The sequence below is a fragment of the Bacillus cereus group sp. BfR-BA-01350 genome (assembly GCF_022663775.1).
GTDB classification, from domain to species: domain Bacteria; phylum Bacillota; class Bacilli; order Bacillales; family Bacillaceae_G; genus Bacillus_A; species Bacillus_A paranthracis.
Genome location: NZ_JAKUGD010000001.1, coordinates 366,809 through 382,902 on the forward strand (window position 1 = coordinate 366,809; position 16,094 = coordinate 382,902).

Genomic DNA, 16,094 nt, shown 5'->3' on the forward strand with positions numbered 1-16,094 from the left:
AATGTAACGACAAATTAATTCTTCTATAACGTATAAAATGCTTAGAGCCGATAATGATCGTTCATTATATAATTTCTCGACAATAAAAAACGTCCTATAGCAGGACGTTTTTTATTATGTATATTGCTGCTTCTTCTTAATAAGTAACAACACTTGTGAAACACAAGCAAGTACTGGCAGTTCAATTAACGGTCCAATAACGAGTGCAAGTGCAATAAGAGGCTCGTCAGGGAAAGCTGTCACAGCAATAGCAAGAGCAACAGGTGAGTTTCTTGCTAACGTTGTTAAGTTTAGACTTACTGTATCTTTATAAGATAAACGCATAACGTGCCCGATAAATTGTCCTAGTACAAAATTAATGATGAAGAACAATAGAACAGGAATGAGTAATAATAAAACGACATTCATATTTTGTAGTAAATATTTACCTTGTGATGCAAACATCGCTACGATTGCTAAACTTAAAAATACAATTTGGGCAGAGCTGAAAAACGGAATGAGTTTATTCTCGAGCGTTTCAGCTTTTTTCAGTTTATTCATAATGAATTTTGTAGCGTGTGCAAGTAAAAATGGTAAGACGATTACGATAACAATACTTTCTACTAAAACAGAAACCGCAACAGTCTTCATAACACCAGCGAATAAAAATAAATAAATGGGAAGTAGTAGTACTTGCAAAATTAAATTTACTGGTAAAATCGCTGTAGAAAGTGCTACATTACCTTTTGCTATTTCAGTAAAGATTAAGTACCAATCTGTACACGGAGTAACCATTAGCATAATAAATCCAACCCAAAGCGCAGGGTGATCTGAAAGAAATAGTGCTCCTAATCCCCAAGCGAGTAAAGGTGTCCATAAGAAGTTAATAGTAAGACTTGTTCCAGCAAATTTTAAATTGCGAAATCCATTTTTTATTTCTTTTAATGGGATGCTGAGGAATAATCCATATAGCATGAAAAATAAGAAGGGGACAATAAATCGCTCTGAATACATATGTATGAAATTAAATTGCCCGAGTATGATGCCGCATGTAACAGCAAAAAGAATAATAAAAGTTTGAATCTTTTCTATCGTGCTCATGAATGAATCCTTTCTAAATATGAATTTTCCTCTCTAATTTTATTATACAAGTAATAAGGCTGTAATTTGGTGTTCAATTGTATTTTAGTAAATGTTTTTAATTTGAGATTTATTTTTTTATTAAAAGTTACTTGACTAAAGTAAGTGACTATATTACAATCACTTACATAAGGTAATTAAATAACAAAAAGTTTTAATTAACTTTCCTTAAGGTATCAATTGGAACTTTTTATCCGACTTTAATGGGCAGTAAGACCCCCGCCTCAAAATTCAGCGAAAGCAAAGAAGTTGGGTGGGGGATCAACTGCCTATAAAAGTCCGATTGGTTCAACTAATAATCAGTGGGGGATGAAGAAAACCCCCACTGATTAAAGTTTCACTTTATTAGAATAAGAATTTTTGTGATGATGAATAATGAATATGATAAGAAAGTTTAGGTGAAGAAAATGGGATTATTTAGCTCGTTATTTGGTAAAAAAGAAGAAAATCAAAAAGTAGAGGAGAATAAAACAATGTCAAAAGTATTATTTGTAAAAGCAAACGATCGCCCAGCGGAGCAAGCGGTTAGTTCAAAAATGTATGAAACATTTGTAAGTACTTATAAAGAAGCAAATCCGAATACAGAAATTACAGAGTTAGATTTATTTGCATTAGATCTTCCTTATTACGGAAATATTGCTATTTCAGGTGGATACAAACGTAGTCAAGGTATGGAATTAACAGCAGAAGAAGAGAAGGCAGTTGCTACAGTAGATCAATATTTAAATCAGTTTTTAGAAGCTGATAAAGTTGTATTTGCATTCCCATTATGGAACTTTACTGTACCAGCACCATTAATCACATATATTTCATACTTATCTCAAGCTGGAAAAACGTTTAAATATACAGCTAATGGCCCAGAAGGTTTAGCTGGTGGTAAGAAAGTAGTTGTGTTAGGTGCTCGTGGTTCAGATTACTCTTCAGAACAAATGGCTCCTATGGAAATGGCAGTTAATTACGTAACAACTGTACTTGGATTCTGGGGAATTACAAATCCAGAGACTGTTGTAATTGAAGGGCACAACCAATATCCAGATCGCTCACAACAAATTGTTGAAGAAGGTCTAGAGAACGTTAAGAAAGTAGCGGCGAAATTTTAATTAATTGATAGTAAAAATGGAAAAACCAACATGGATGACCATGTTGGTTTTTTAGTCTATTTCTATGTTAAAAAATGTATATTTATAAAATGAATGAAAAGTTTGAAAATAGTATTGCAAAATATTATATATCAAACTATAATGAGTTCAAGAATAGTTGATGATCGAATTAAATATTCAGAAAATTCAATTAGTTAAAATTGGAAATGATATAGGTTATTTTGAATGGAGGTTATATTATGACGAATAAAGTACCGTTTTCGTTCATAGTTGTTATTGGTTTAATGTTATTTGCACTATTTTTTGGGGCAGGAAATTTAATATTCCCAGCAATGCTTGGTCAATCGGCAGGAGAGAATGTGTGGATTGCTAACGCTGGATTTTTAGTAACAGGTGTAGGTTTACCGTTGCTAGGGGTATTAGCATTTGGAATTTCAGGTAAAGAAGATTTACAATCGTTAGCAAGTCGTGTACATCCAGTGTTCGGCATTGTATTTACGACAGTTTTATATTTAGCGATTGGTCCACTATTCGCTATTCCGAGAACAGGCAGCGTTTCTTATGAAATTGGTATGAAGCCTTTTGTACCAGAAGCTATGGGTTCTTCAGCACTCATTCTTTTTACAATTATATTCTTTAGCATTACTTGTTTTTTTTCGCTAAATCCCGCGAAAATTGTCGATATTGTAGGAAAAATCTTAACGCCAATTAAATTAACGTTTATTGGGATTTTAGTAGTATTTGCTTTTATTCATCCAATGGGAGAAATGCAAGCACCTGCAGAGGCATATACATCACATGCGTTCTTTAAAGGGTTCCAAGAAGGTTACTTAACAATGGATACGTTAGCATCATTCGTATTCGGTATTATTATCATCAATGCGATTAAAGAAAAGGGCGCAAAAACAAAAAAAGACATTATGATTGTTTGTGCAAAAGCAACATTGATTGCTGCATCTATTTTAGCAATGATCTATTCAGCACTTTCATTTATGGGAGCTTCAAGTGTCGCAAAACTTGGTCATTTAGATAATGGTGGTGCAGTATTAGCAAAAGTTTCAAACTATTATTTTGGGTCATACGGCGGAATTATATTAGGGATTATGGTTACAGCAGCATGTTTAACGACTAGTGTAGGACTTGTTTCAGCGTGTTCTTCATTCTTCCATAAACTATTCCCGAATGTTTCGTATAAAAAGATAGCAATCATCTTATCAGTGTTCAGTGCAGTTGTTGCGAATGTAGGTTTAACGCAATTAATCGCAATTTCTGTTCCTGTATTAATCGCGATTTATCCATTAGCAATCGTCTTAATTTTCCTAACGCTCCTTCATCCATTGTTTAAAGGACGAGCAGAAGTGTATCAAGGCAGCTTATTAATTACATTTATTGTAAGTGTGTTCGATGGATTGAATGCAGCTGGTATGAAGTTAGCAGTAGTAAATAATTTTCTTACTAAAATACTTCCAATGCATGAAGTTGGGTTAGGGTGGATTTTACCAGCACTTATTGGCGGATTGATCGGGTACGTCATTAGCATTGTGAAAGCAAAAAATCAAGTTCAACCAGCAGCTAGTGCGGATAAGAAAATAGGTTAAATAAAAAAGTTATAGAACTTGTTTCTATAACTTTTTTTGTTACTATTAATAATGAGAGAAAATAAAGTAGTAGGGGAAATAAAATGAAAAAAACAATTGATCACATCGGCATTGCAGTGCGCGATATAGATAGTACGATAAGCTTTTATGAAAAGGTATTGTTAGGAACATTAATAGATCGTTACGTAAGTGAGGCACCTGGTGTTGAAAGCGAAGTAGCCATTCTTGAAGTGGATGGAGATAGAATCGAATTACTTGCACCGACGAATAATACGACGTCACCAATTGCCAGATTCATTAAACAAAAAGGTAAAGGTGTACATCATGTTGCATATCGAGTAGATGATTTAGATGTAGCTTTAGAGGAATTGAAAGAACAAGGAATTCGAACTTTAGAGCATACACTTCGAATGAATAAACATGGCAGAAGATTAATCTATCTTAACCCAGCGGATACAGAGGGAACAATCATAGAGTATTGTGATTATCCGGAAGAGAAATAGAAAAAAGATATTTTTAAAAAGATGTTACGTAATAAAGTAACATCTTTTTATTTATGTATTTCACATTTTCTTCACAAATGATTCACGATAACTTTTCTTCTTCAGGAACTTACATAAATATATTTTATGATATAATAACAATCGACTTTAAAAATGTAAGTTGTATCTATACAGGTAGTTACTATTTTATTAGAAGTTTAGAGGTGAGAGAGAAATAAAGAGTTATACTGTATAGAAATTTATATTTAATTAGGTTAATATTTCGCCCGAGAATTAAACTTAGGAAGTTAAAGGCATGAAAATAGAGCGATGAGTAAGAAAGAAGTGAAATGATTGTGAAAGTAATGAGAAGGGTAGGGACATGGCTATTACTTGCATGTGTGCTTATTATATTGATACCGAAAAGTGCATCTGCTCATGCGTACGTTGTGAAATCAAATCCTACTGAAAATGAAACATTGAAGAAAGCACTAGCTGTTGTGAAGATTGAATTCGATGAGGATATACAAGTATCACATTTTAATACATTGTTTGTAAGAGATACATCAGGTACAAGAGTAGATTTAAAAGATGCTCATATTGATAAGAAAAACAAAAAGTTATTAGAAGCAGGGTTAAAAGAAAATTTAAAAAACGGTCTGTACTCTATTCAGTGGAAAGTGATTTCAGCTGATGGCCATCCAATTCAAGGAGTTATTCCATTTCGTATTGGATTAGCAGAAGTGGAAGCAGACGGTATACAAGTGGAAGAGATGGGTTACGTCCCACAAATCGATATGATTATGGAACGTGGAATTTTATATACAAGTTTCTCATTATTTATAGGCGTGCTATTCTTTAATCTTATTATGTATAAAGGGAATGCAACTTCGGTCCGATCAAGGAGTAAGAACATAATATGGATCTCCTTATTTGGTATATTGATTAGCTTGTTATTCAATCTACCATTGCAAGCGAAAATAAATGCGGATGTTTCATGGCTAGAAGCATTCAATCCTTTACTATTAAAAGAAACATTACAGCTTTCTGTTTTTGGTTATGTATGGATTACTCAAATGGCTCTAATTAGTTCGCTTATAATCGTTACGTATTTTGTGATGAAGCGTGAGAAGCTTTCGTCGTTTAAAGTATGGAGCATTCCAATAGTATTGTTTATTGGGATACTTGTTATGAAAGCCTTTAATAGTCATGCATTTGGTTTAAAGTTTAAAGAGATTGCGGTCGTTATGGACTTTCTACATTTATTCGCAGCTTCGTTATGGATTGGTGGTCTATCATCTATTGTTCTCCTTTTACGTAAAGAGGATGATAAGTGGGGTATGTATTGGGATATGATCAAGCGCTTTTCACCGTGGGCAACAGGTGCTGTCGTCGTAATTTTAATAACAGGTCTTTTTAACAGTACATTCTTTATACCAACAATCCACTCGTTATTTGATACGAAGTATGGATTAGCTTTATTAGCGAAGATACTTTTATTCATTTTCATGGGGATATTGGGAATTGTGCATTATGTGAAAGGGAAAATGAGAGCGGAGCAAGGATTAGGGGCTACGGTGAAAGTAGAGTTTATCATTGGAATTATCATTTTCGTAATCGTAGCTTTTATGACAAACGTACAAACACCACCGATGCCTCCTACTGGACCTTTTACAGAGAGTAAGCAATTAGATAATGGATATGAACTTACGCTAAATGTAAGTCCTAATAAAGTAGGACAAAATACATTCCATATTACTTTAAAGGATGAGAACGGACAACCTGTTACTAATATGGAGCAAATTATTTTAACTACGCAATCATTAGATATGAATATGGGCAAAGGTTCATTTAAAGTTTCAGCCGTTTCACCAGGAGAGTATGAAGCGGAAGGTATGTATATTAACATGACAGGAAACTGGAATATACAAGTGCACGGATTAACAAAATCTCTTGATAGCTTTGATACAGATTATAAATTTATTGTAGGTAGCAGATAAAGAGCCGTTTTAGATGAAAAGGAGTAAATAGAAAATGAAACGTATAAAAAAATTAGGAACAACAATAATCGCAACAATAATTGCAATGGGGATTTTTTCGTTACCAGTTAGTGCTCATGTGACGGTACAACCAGCAACTTCTGATGTAAACTCTTGGGAAATGTATACGATAAAGGTGCCAGTTGAAAAGAATATAGCAACGACAAAGGTTACACTGAAAATCCCGTCTGGAGTGGAATTCCAACAATATGAACCAGTGCCAGGATGGAAAGTGCAAGAGCAAAAAGATACAGCTGGAAAAGTTAAAACTGTAATATGGGAAGCGACAGGAGAAGGGATTTCACCCGGTCAGTTCCAGCGATTTACTTTTGTCGCTAAAAATCCGGATAAAGAGCAAAAAATAGCTTGGGATGCATACCAACAATATAAAGACGGTGAAATTGTGGAATGGACAGGCGATGAAAAAGCTGAAAAACCACATTCACTTACAACAATTGCAAAAGGTACGTCATTAACAGGAGAACATGGTGAAGTGTCTAGTGTAGAAAAGAATGAAGGTACTAGTCATATGCAAGTAATAGCGATTGTTTTATCTATTTTGGCAATTGTATCTTCGGTAGGTGCGTGTGTTTTTGTCGTACGTCGTAAAAGATAAGTAAGGTTGAAAGGTCTCATCGTAAATAATGAGACCTTTTTTATTAGGTTTATGGATTAGTAAGAATGAGTATAGTGGCATTATTACAGTCATTATATAATGAAATTTATTAATGTATGGAATTTAATTGACGATTATTAATTCTTCCGGCAGGATACCATGTTCGAGCCAATTTTCAATTAAATTATTAAATAGAATGGAATTTGCTAAAGAGATCCCATGACCAATTTCAGGAACGATAATACCTGTGCAATTCGTATTATTTGCAAGGATTTCAGTCATTGAGTCTTTCATAATTCTTTTTTCTTTATCTCCAACAGTTACTAATATATTAGTATTAGCATCTTTGAAACCTTTTGGTATTGTAAACGACATATTTTCTTGTAATATCCTTACAAATGTATTTTTATTTATTTGACAACTGTCATGATAATAGTTATCAAATTGTGTTTCATCTATGTACATTGATTTTGCTTGTATTTTGGAAAATGTCTTACTCTTTACTAGATAGTAGGTTAAGCTAAGAGAGCTTATTAATGTTTTAGCGAAAGGAATTGGTTTAACTAATGCGCTATTTATCATAGCATATTGAATTAAGTTTGGTCTCATGCTGAGCATAGCAATTAATACTTGAGCGCCTAATGAAAACCCAATTACTATAACAGTTTTGCCTTGTCCTTTTTCTTCAATTAGTTCTATGATTTTTTCAGCACTAAAGTTTATTGAGAAATGCTCTTTACTTCTGTTTTTTCCTTGCTCAGGTAAATCAGGAACAAGGCAGTGAAAGTTAGTAAAATGTTTAATTTGTTTGTCCCACATCCATCCACCAACTCCGCCCCCATGAATAAAAACCATAAGTGGAGAGCTTGAATCTCCAAATTCTTTATACTTTAAAGCCATATAATTTCCCCCTTATGATTAGAATTGTTAGTTCATCCATGTAAAGTAGAGGTAATATTCTTACTACTTAAATATCATCATACAATAAAAAAGAGCCTACAAACAGTAGGCTCTTTCCCATATTTATTTCACTTCAACCTGCTGCCTCACAGCAAGTGTTTTTGGCTTTATATTTACAAAACAAATACTCACTACAATAAATAATAGTCCGATGAATAAGCTAATTGTAATGGCCTCGTGTAAGAAAATTGAACTTACAATAATAGCGATTAGAGGAATGAGAAATGTATAAGCCCCAACTTTACTTGCTTCACCAGCTCCAACGAGTGTGAAGTATGCAAGCCACCCCATTGCAATAACAAAGAATGAAATAAAGAGTAGGACACTAACAAATGGCATACTCCAAGCAATACTAGACCAACTTTCAAACTCTGAGCCAAATCCTACTAAACAAAGACCACCGATAAGAAGCTGAAGTGTTACCATCCAAATGGCATTCACACGGTGACCAGTTTTCTTAATAAATACTGTTCCAAGTGCCCAGCCAATCGCACATCCTAATGCAAGAAGGATTCCAATGACAGAAATATGTCCAGTTAAACTACTAGAGCTAATAACACCTACACCAATAAATCCGAGTACAAGCCCGAAGATTTTTAAACTGTACATTGATTCTTCAAGCCATATCCACGAGAAAATACCAAGTAAAACAGGTTGTAAAAATACGATAGCGGAAAATAGACCAGCAGGCATATATTGAAGACCAACAGTTTGTAATCCGTAAAATATAATGATGTTAAGTAAAGAAGAAATAACGTATAAATGCCAAGTTTCTTTTAAATGTAATTCTTTATATTTTGGTAGAGCGAAAAGGAGTAAAATGAATCCTCCAATTAAAGTTCGAATGCCTGCAAATAAAACGGGTGGTGTATAATGCAGGGCAAACTTAGATAAAGGCCAATTGATTCCCCACATAAAAACGAGAAAGGTAAGGATGATGGCCGTCTTAGTTCGAGAAAGCTGTGTCACGGTTAGACCTCCTTGTTGTTATTCATTTCACTATGATATGATATCGACTGTAATAAATAAAATGAATCTTTTTTATGAGGAGTATAAGTGATTAGTTATGACCATTACACAACTGCAAGTATTAATAAAAACTGTTGAGTTAGGTAGTTTTACGAAGGCTGCTCGGGTGTTAAATATGACGCAACCAGCAGTAAGTCATGCGATTTCAAGTATTGAGTCAGAGTTAGGAGTTACGATTCTTATACGTGATAAACGAAAAGGGTTAATTGTTACGGATGTAGGAAGCAGAATTCTTGTACATATTAGAGAGATTTTGAACGGTGTAGAGAAGATTGAACAAGAAGTTGCGATGGAGAAAGGACACGAAGTTGGGACGATTCGAATTGGGAGTTTTCCGAGTGCTTCTGCACATTTCTTACCGAAAATGATAAACCATTTTAAGGAAAAGTATCCGAACTTAGAAGTCGTTCTTTGTGAAGGAACGATTAAAGAAGTTGAAGATTGGTTAGTATCGAGGGTTGTTGATATAGGGATTGTTATTTTACCTAATAAAGAGATGGAGATTGTTCCATTAACGAAGGGGAAAATGGTTGTTATTTTAAGAGAGGATCATCCTCTTTGCAAGAAGGATGCTATTACAATTCGTGATTTGGAGAATGAACCGATCATATTATGTAAGGGCGGATACGAACCACCCATTATCGATATGTTTAAACAAGCAAACGTACCACTTCGGGCTGAGTATGTAATTTCGACAGTTACGACAGCTTTAAATATGATTCAAGAAGGATTAGGCATTGCAATATTAGCTGAATTATCTTTAATGAATTTACCACAGAATGTGCAAACGAGAGAATTGGAACCGCAAGTATGGAGAGAAATTGCTTTAGCTGTTCCTTCATTAAGGGATTCTTCAATCGCTGTGCAGCTATTTATTGAAGAATTTCAGGCGCTATTTGCAGAATAAAAAGAGGTGTCTCGTATATTATAATGGGACACTTTTTAATTTACTTATAAAAAATATGTGAAAAGGATTGACTTATTTTTTGGTTGTAACTATAATGATTACATCGAGGTGGTGATTACGATGAAAATTAGTAGCCGCTTTTCCATAGCTGTTCATATTTTATCTATTTTGAAAAAAAATCCATCTTCACTTTGTACTTCAGACTATATGGCTGAGAGTGTCAATACAAATCCAGTAGTCATTCGTAAAATGATGTCGTACTTGAAACAAGCTGGCTTTGTTTACGTAAATCGTGGACCGGGTGGCGCAGGTTTACTAAAGGATTTACATGAAATCACATTGTTAGATGTGTATCATGCAGTGAATGTAGTGGAAGAGGATAAATTATTTCACATTCATGAGCAACCGAATCCAGATTGTCCAATTGGGGCGAATATTCAAGCGGTGTTAGAAATTATTTTAATTCAAGCACAATCCGCGATGGAAGAAGTTTTGAGAAATATTACGATGGGGCAGCTGTTTGAAACTTTGCAAGAAAAAATGAATGCTTAAATCATATTTATATTTTTTTAACATTAATGTAACTTATGCGGTTACAACTATAAAGGTAAGGTGTAAAAGTTATGACTGTAAAAATGAAAGTATACTCAGATTTTATATGTCCATTTTGTTTTTTAGCAAAAGGTCCATTAGATGAAGTAGCGAAAGAAAAAGATGTAGAAATTGAATGGATGCCATTTGAATTACGTCCAAGTCCATATTCAAAAATAGATCCATGGAATGAGCCAGAAAAATTAGGTTCATGGGATGCTTTCATTCTTCCGACAGCGAAGAAGTTAGGAATTGATATGCGTTTGCCACGTGTTTCTCCGCATCCATATACACATTTAGCTTTCGAAGGGTGTCAATTTGCGAAAGAACGTGGACTAGGTAATGAGTATCATCACCGCGTATTCACAGCATTTTTCCAAGAAGAGCAAAACATTGAAGATATTGATGTGTTAACAAAATTAGCGGTAGAAGTAGGACTTCCTGAGGCGGAATTTAAAGATGCTTTAGTAACTCGTAAATATAAAGAAAAGCATCAAAAAGCAATTCAGCACGCATATGATGAAGCGAATATTATGGCTGTTCCAACTGTCATGATTGGAGATGAAGTCATTCAAGGGCTTGCTAGTAAAGAAACACTAGAAAGGGTCATTGATAAAGAAATTGAAAAGGATAAAACAAATTCATTTGAAGGTATGCAATGTAATACCGATGGATATTGCTAATTCGCTTGTTATGAAATAACAAAATAAATTATAAAACAAACATTTGGAGGAATTAAAATGTCAACAACTACAACAAACTTAAAAGAAGCAATCGTGAACCGCCGTTCCATTCGTAAAGTAACAAAAAATGATGCAATTACGAAAGAAAGAATTGAAGAAGTGCTAAAAACAGCTTTACACGCACCAACATCTTTCAATATGCAAAGTGGTCGTATGGTTGTATTAATGGATGGGGAGCATGAAAAGTTTTGGGATATTGTGAAAGAAACATTAAGAGCCCGCGTACCAGCAGAAAACTTTGAAGCGACTGTAGAAAGACTAAAAGGTTTTCATGCAGGTGTAGGAACAGTTCTATTCTTTGAAGATCAAGCAACTGTAGAAAAAATGCAAGAAAACGCACCATTATATAAAGAGCAGTTCCCATTCTGGTCTCATCAAGGAAATGCGATGTTACAACATACTGTGTGGATGTTATTATCTGCTGAAGGAATTGGGGCGTCATTACAACATTACAACCCAATCGTAGATGCTGAAGTGAAAGAAACTTGGAACATTCCAGCAGAGTGGAGCTTAGTAGGTCAAATGCCATTTGGTGAACCAAACGAACAACCAGCAGAAAGAACGTTCTTGCCTACTGAAGATGTAGTGAAATTTTATTAAGAAATATAATATGTAACGAGAAGGAAGTTGTGCTTAAAAACAGCTTCCTTTTTTGTAGTGGTGTTAATTTATGCGCGTTTAGGGAAGAAATATAAGAAATAATCCGGTGAGAAGGGAAGTAGAAAAATGAATGATGAGAAAAAATATACAGTGGTAGGTACTGATGTTGAGGAAGTAAAGCGTTTAAATAAAAATTCAGGGTTAACGTATAATCAAGTGAAAGAAATGTTAGCAAAGCAAATGCAAAAAAAGAAGTAATTAGATTGAAATCTTTCATTTTTTCATTTAGCATTTTGATTGGAGAGAGTTAAGTAAAAGGTAACTCTCTTTTTCGTATAAAGAAGCACCTTATAGAGTGGAGGAAGCAACATGAAGAAATGGGTGAAGGTAACGCTGTCTATCGCTGGAGGCATAGTCTTAGTAGCATGTGCCGGCGGATATTACGTGTATAAAAATTATTTTCCAAAGGAACCTGAGCGTATTGTATATGATAAAGAAAGAGTGCTACAACCGATACATAATCAGCTTAAAGGAATCAATATAGAAAATGTAAAGATAAAAGAAAAAGAAGTTGTAAATGCGACTGTAGATGAGCTTCAAAAAATGATTGATGATGGAAAATTGTCATATGAAGAATTAACGAGTATTTATCTCTTTAGAATACAAGAACATGATCAAAATGGAATAACATTAAATTCTGTTACAGAGATAAATCCTAATGCGATGGAAGAAGCAAGAAAGTTAGATCAAGAGCGAAGTAGAAACAAAAAGTCGAATTTATATGGTATTCCTGTCGTTGTAAAAGATAATGTACAAACGGCAAAAGTGATGCCGACTAGTGCAGGAACGTATGTGTTAAAAGATTGGATTGCAGATGAGGATGCGACGATTGTAAAAAAGTTGAAAGAAGAAGGTGCTTTTGTTTTAGGAAAAGCGAATATGTCTGAGTGGGCAAATTATTTATCCTTTACAATGCCTAGCGGATATAGCGGGAAAAAAGGACAAAATTTGAGTCCGTATGGTCCGATTACGTTTGATACATCAGGATCAAGCTCTGGATCTGCTACAGTAGTTGCGGCAGATTTTGCACCGCTTGCAGTCGGAACAGAAACGACAGGATCGATTGTAGCACCCGCAGCGCAGCAATCAGTAGTTGGGTTACGTCCATCTTTAGGTATGGTAAGTAGAACAGGAATTATTCCGTTAGCTGAAACGCTTGATACAGCAGGGCCGATGGCAAGAACGGTAAAGGATGCGGCAACGTTATTTAACATAATGGTAAGTTATGATGAAAAAGATGCTATGACAGAGAAAATGAAAGATAAAGAAAGAATGGATTATACGAAGGACTTATCAATAGACGGTTTGAAAGGGAAAAAAGTAGGAGTACTATTTTCAATAGATCGACAAGATGACAATAGAAAAGAAGTAGCACAAAAGATAAGAAAAGACCTTCAAGATGCAAGTGCAACATTGACTGATGATATTCAGTTAAACGCTGAGGGTGTAGATAATCTACAAACATTAGAATATGAATTCAAACATAATGTTAACGATTTTCTTTCAAAGCAAAAAAATGTACCGGTAAAATCGTTAGAAGAGATTATAGCGTTTAATAAACAGGATAGTAATAGACGAATAAAATATGGACAAACATTAATTGAGGGATCTGAAAAATCTGCTATAACGAAAGATGAGTTTGAAAAAGTAGTGCAAACGAGTCAAGAAAATGCAAGAAAAGAGCTAGATAGATATTTAGTAGAAAAGGGTTTAGACGCTTTAGTTATGATTAACAACGAGGAAGTTCTTCTATCAGCTGTAGCTGGCTATCCAGAATTAGCGGTGCCAGCAGGATATGATAACAATGGAGAGCCAGTAGGTGCAGTATTTGTCGGGAAGCAATTCAGTGAGAAGGAACTGTTCAATATTGGATATGCGTATGAACAGCAGTCTAAAAATAGAAAACCACCTAAATTGTAAAAGGTTAAACGAAAAAAAGATCTCAACTGAAGTAAGTAGGTGGGCTAATATAAATAGAATCTGACAATATAAAAAGAAAAAAAGGATTCTTCTTAATTAGTAAGAAAGATTGTCTATAGAAGTTCATAAAATGTAATATATTCAATTTCCATCCATTGAAGGGGGAGGTTAAATCTTAATGAATGAAGTGAAAAATTTCTTTCGAAGTAGAGGGTTTCAACGGTTTCTCGTTTTAATAATATTAGCGCTTGTATTATATGGATTAAAAAGTATGATCAACTTAATATTAATTACGTTTATACTGACATTTTTAATGGATCGATTTCAACGTTTTATTTCAAAGAAATTGAAAGTGAACCGGAAAATTGTTATCGCCTGTTTGTATATCATATTAGTTTCCTTTATTGGCACGACATTGTATAAATATTTACCTGTGTTAACGATACAAATTTCGCAATTGATTTATCAATTTAAATTGTTTTTTCAAAACCCGCCTGATAATGAAATCATTAAATATGCACTTTCGACAATTAACGGAATGGAAGTATCAAAGTATATAGAACAAGGTGTAGATGTCATCTATCAATCGATAGCAAATATAGGGAAGGTAAGTTTACAAATATTATTGTCTCTCATATTAAGTCTCTTTTTCTTATTAGAAAAAGAGCGTATTATTACCTTTACTTCTAAATTTAAAGAGAGTAAGCTAAAGATTTTTTATGAGGAGATTGCATATTTTGGCGAAAGGTTTGCAAGATCGTTCGGTAAAGTAATTGAAGCACAGTTTTTAATTGCGGTTGTAAATTGTATTCTTACTGTTATTGCATTAATTGTTTTAGGATTTCCGCAGCTTCTCGTATTAGCTGTTATGATTTTTCTACTAGGGTTGATTCCAGTTGCAGGTGTGATTATTTCTTTATTTCCACTTTGTATCATTGCTTATAACGTAGGCGGAGTTATATACGTTGTGTACATACTTGTGTTCATTACAGTCATCCATGCTCTTGAAAGTTATTTTTTAAACCCGAAGTTTATGTCTGCGAAAACAAATTTACCAATCTTTTATACATTTATGATTCTCATTTTTTCAGAACATTTCCTTGGAATATGGGGGCTTATTATCGGGATACCAATCTTCATCTTTTTATTAGATGTACTTGATGTAAATAATGAGGAATCGATTAAAAAATAGAAAATAAACAAAAAGCAATCCAAAATAAATTGGATTGCTTTTTCACATATATGATTAAAGAACAGGAGCCATTGTTTCTTTCAACACTTGAACAGAGTGATCGAATTTTAATTCTTCGTCTTCACTTAATTCTACTTCTAAAATTTCACGAACACCGCCGCGATTTAAAACAGCAGGTACACCGATATACACATCTTTTTGACCGTATTGACCTTCTAAATATGCCGAAACAGTTAATATACTATTTTCGTCGTTTAAAATTGCCTTAGTAACGCGTAGAAGTGACATACCAATACCGTAGTAAGTTGCGCCTTTTCGTTCAATAATATGGTAAGCTGCATCACGAACGTTTATGAAGATTTTGTCTAAATCTTCTTGATTATACGTATTGTCTTTTTCAAGCAGTGTTTGTAGTTTTTGAATACCAACTGATACGTGACTCCAAACAGGAAGTTCCGTATCACCATGTTCTCCGATAATATAAGCATGAATGTTATGTGGACCAATATTGAAGTACTCACCTAACATATAGCGGAAACGAGCAGAATCAAGTGTTGTACCAGAACCAATTACGCGTTCTTTCGGTAAACCAGATTCTTTCCAAGTTACGTAAGTTAAAATATCGACAGGGTTAGTTGCGATTAAGAAGATACCATCAAATCCGCTATCCATAATACTACGAACAATTTGTTTAAAGATTTTTGCATTTTTCTCAACTAAATCTAAACGTGTTTCGCCTGGCTTTTGTGGTAATCCAGCCGTAATGACTACAAGGTCAGCATCTTTACAATCTTCGTAGCTACCTTTCCATACTCTAGTTGGAGCTGGAGCAAATGGAACGGCATGACTTAAATCCATCGCTTCTCCTTCAGCTTTTGCTTCGTTTACATCAACTAAAACAAATTCTTCAGCTACAGCTTGGTTAATCATGCAGTAAGCATAACTACATCCAACTGCTCCTGTTCCGACTAATACAACACGGTTAATACCTTTTTTCATTTCAAAATTCCTCGCAATTTCATTGATTTTATTATGTAAGATAATACGTCTTACTTCTATAGATTCATATCTAGTTTATTACATTTTATAAAAGATATTCAAGTAATTGAAAATGTATCCGTGCAATTCTTTGCATGAA

Annotated in this window: 16 protein-coding genes; 12 read left to right on the plus strand and 4 right to left on the minus strand. The window is 34.1% G+C overall.

The window, feature by feature from the left end; all coding sequences use genetic code 11:
- Positions 1 to 114: 114 nt before the first annotated feature.
- Complete coding sequence (locus MR147_RS01870) at positions 115 to 1,080, minus strand: arsenic resistance protein (protein WP_074610467.1); 966 nt, start codon at positions 1,078 to 1,080, stop codon at positions 115 to 117.
- Positions 1,081 to 1,526: 446 nt separating this feature from the next.
- Here MR147_RS01870 and MR147_RS01875 point away from each other — a divergent pair, with 446 nt between their 5' ends.
- The 5 genes from MR147_RS01875 to MR147_RS01895 all read left to right on the plus strand — a co-directional run bounded on the left by MR147_RS01875 (position 1,527) and on the right by MR147_RS01895 (position 6,954).
- Positions 1,527 to 2,219 (plus strand): FMN-dependent NADH-azoreductase, encoded by a 693-nt coding sequence (locus MR147_RS01875; protein WP_000522508.1) that lies wholly within the window; start codon positions 1,527 to 1,529, stop codon positions 2,217 to 2,219.
- A 239-nt stretch (positions 2,220 to 2,458) separates the two neighbouring features.
- Positions 2,459 to 3,817: a branched-chain amino acid transport system II carrier protein gene (gene brnQ / locus MR147_RS01880; RefSeq protein WP_074610465.1), complete on the plus strand. Its 1,359-nt coding sequence runs from the start codon at positions 2,459 to 2,461 to the stop codon at positions 3,815 to 3,817.
- An 83-nt stretch (positions 3,818 to 3,900) separates the two neighbouring features.
- Positions 3,901 to 4,320, plus strand: a complete 420-nt coding sequence (locus tag MR147_RS01885) for a VOC family protein (protein ID WP_000750862.1) — start codon at positions 3,901 to 3,903, stop codon at positions 4,318 to 4,320.
- A gap of 329 nt (positions 4,321 to 4,649) precedes the next feature.
- Positions 4,650 to 6,299, plus strand: coding sequence for a copper resistance CopC/CopD family protein (locus MR147_RS01890; protein ID WP_139302909.1), 1,650 nt, complete (start codon positions 4,650 to 4,652; stop codon positions 6,297 to 6,299).
- A gap of 34 nt (positions 6,300 to 6,333) precedes the next feature.
- Positions 6,334 to 6,954 carry a YcnI family copper-binding membrane protein gene (locus tag MR147_RS01895; RefSeq protein WP_074610463.1) on the plus strand — a complete coding sequence of 207 codons (621 nt, stop codon included), beginning with the start codon at positions 6,334 to 6,336 and terminating at the stop codon, positions 6,952 to 6,954.
- Positions 6,955 to 7,077: 123 nt separating this feature from the next.
- Here MR147_RS01895 and MR147_RS01900 read toward each other — a convergent pair whose 3' ends face one another.
- Both MR147_RS01900 and MR147_RS01905 read right to left on the minus strand, forming a co-directional pair.
- Positions 7,078 to 7,854, minus strand: a complete 777-nt coding sequence (locus MR147_RS01900; protein WP_074610461.1) for an alpha/beta fold hydrolase — start codon at positions 7,852 to 7,854, stop codon at positions 7,078 to 7,080.
- Positions 7,855 to 7,977: 123 nt separating this feature from the next.
- The gene (locus tag MR147_RS01905) at positions 7,978 to 8,883 is read right to left on the minus strand and encodes a DMT family transporter (protein ID WP_029440911.1); all 906 of its coding nucleotides are present in this window, start codon (positions 8,881 to 8,883) and stop codon (positions 7,978 to 7,980) included.
- 97 nt (positions 8,884 to 8,980) lie between these two features.
- Here MR147_RS01905 and MR147_RS01910 point away from each other — a divergent pair, with 97 nt between their 5' ends.
- The 7 genes from MR147_RS01910 (at position 8,981) to MR147_RS01935 (ending at position 14,956) form a co-directional block, all read left to right on the plus strand.
- Positions 8,981 to 9,850, plus strand: a complete 870-nt coding sequence (locus tag MR147_RS01910) for a LysR family transcriptional regulator (protein WP_074610458.1) — start codon at positions 8,981 to 8,983, stop codon at positions 9,848 to 9,850.
- Positions 9,851 to 9,970: 120 nt separating this feature from the next.
- Positions 9,971 to 10,402, plus strand: coding sequence for an Rrf2 family transcriptional regulator (locus tag MR147_RS01915; RefSeq protein ID WP_074610456.1), 432 nt, complete (start codon positions 9,971 to 9,973; stop codon positions 10,400 to 10,402).
- Positions 10,403 to 10,473: 71 nt separating this feature from the next.
- Positions 10,474 to 11,124 carry a DsbA family oxidoreductase gene (locus MR147_RS01920; protein WP_074610453.1) on the plus strand — a complete coding sequence of 217 codons (651 nt, stop codon included), beginning with the start codon at positions 10,474 to 10,476 and terminating at the stop codon, positions 11,122 to 11,124.
- 57 nt (positions 11,125 to 11,181) lie between these two features.
- A complete protein-coding gene (locus MR147_RS01925) occupies positions 11,182 to 11,784 on the plus strand; it encodes a nitroreductase family protein (protein ID WP_000108570.1) in 603 nt (200 codons plus the stop codon).
- Positions 11,785 to 11,910: 126 nt separating this feature from the next.
- Positions 11,911 to 12,042, plus strand: coding sequence for a hypothetical protein (locus MR147_RS27035; protein WP_000997344.1), 132 nt, complete (start codon positions 11,911 to 11,913; stop codon positions 12,040 to 12,042).
- A 111-nt stretch (positions 12,043 to 12,153) separates the two neighbouring features.
- Positions 12,154 to 13,764: an amidase family protein gene (locus MR147_RS01930; protein WP_242303567.1), complete on the plus strand. Its 1,611-nt coding sequence runs from the start codon at positions 12,154 to 12,156 to the stop codon at positions 13,762 to 13,764.
- A 178-nt stretch (positions 13,765 to 13,942) separates the two neighbouring features.
- Positions 13,943 to 14,956, plus strand: coding sequence for an AI-2E family transporter (locus MR147_RS01935; RefSeq protein ID WP_001006574.1), 1,014 nt, complete (start codon positions 13,943 to 13,945; stop codon positions 14,954 to 14,956).
- 54 nt (positions 14,957 to 15,010) lie between these two features.
- Here MR147_RS01935 and MR147_RS01940 read toward each other — a convergent pair whose 3' ends face one another.
- On the minus strand, positions 15,011 to 15,955 hold the full coding sequence (locus MR147_RS01940; protein ID WP_242303568.1) for an L-lactate dehydrogenase: 945 nt from the start codon (positions 15,953 to 15,955) through the stop codon (positions 15,011 to 15,013).
- Positions 15,956 to 16,094: the final 139 nt, after the last annotated feature.

What these genes read in the sequence shown, in the direction of transcription:
- MR147_RS01870 (WP_074610467.1), bottom strand. Translation starts at nt 1,080, where the DNA reads ATGAGCACGATAGAAAAGATTCAAACTTTTATTATTCTTTTTGCTGTT.
- MR147_RS01875 (WP_000522508.1), top strand. Translation starts at nt 1,527, where the DNA reads ATGGGATTATTTAGCTCGTTATTTGGTAAAAAAGAAGAAAATCAAAAA.
- brnQ (WP_074610465.1), top strand. Translation starts at nt 2,459, where the DNA reads ATGACGAATAAAGTACCGTTTTCGTTCATAGTTGTTATTGGTTTAATG.
- MR147_RS01885 (WP_000750862.1), top strand. Translation starts at nt 3,901, where the DNA reads ATGAAAAAAACAATTGATCACATCGGCATTGCAGTGCGCGATATAGAT.
- MR147_RS01890 (WP_139302909.1), top strand. Translation starts at nt 4,650, where the DNA reads ATGATTGTGAAAGTAATGAGAAGGGTAGGGACATGGCTATTACTTGCA.
- MR147_RS01895 (WP_074610463.1), top strand. Translation starts at nt 6,334, where the DNA reads ATGAAACGTATAAAAAAATTAGGAACAACAATAATCGCAACAATAATT.
- MR147_RS01900 (WP_074610461.1), bottom strand. Translation starts at nt 7,854, where the DNA reads ATGGCTTTAAAGTATAAAGAATTTGGAGATTCAAGCTCTCCACTTATG.
- MR147_RS01910 (WP_074610458.1), top strand. Translation starts at nt 8,981, where the DNA reads ATGACCATTACACAACTGCAAGTATTAATAAAAACTGTTGAGTTAGGT.
- MR147_RS01915 (WP_074610456.1), top strand. Translation starts at nt 9,971, where the DNA reads ATGAAAATTAGTAGCCGCTTTTCCATAGCTGTTCATATTTTATCTATT.
- MR147_RS01920 (WP_074610453.1), top strand. Translation starts at nt 10,474, where the DNA reads ATGACTGTAAAAATGAAAGTATACTCAGATTTTATATGTCCATTTTGT.
- MR147_RS01925 (WP_000108570.1), top strand. Translation starts at nt 11,182, where the DNA reads ATGTCAACAACTACAACAAACTTAAAAGAAGCAATCGTGAACCGCCGT.
- MR147_RS27035 (WP_000997344.1), top strand. Translation starts at nt 11,911, where the DNA reads ATGAATGATGAGAAAAAATATACAGTGGTAGGTACTGATGTTGAGGAA.
- MR147_RS01930 (WP_242303567.1), top strand. Translation starts at nt 12,154, where the DNA reads ATGAAGAAATGGGTGAAGGTAACGCTGTCTATCGCTGGAGGCATAGTC.
- MR147_RS01935 (WP_001006574.1), top strand. Translation starts at nt 13,943, where the DNA reads ATGAATGAAGTGAAAAATTTCTTTCGAAGTAGAGGGTTTCAACGGTTT.
- MR147_RS01940 (WP_242303568.1), bottom strand. Translation starts at nt 15,955, where the DNA reads ATGAAAAAAGGTATTAACCGTGTTGTATTAGTCGGAACAGGAGCAGTT.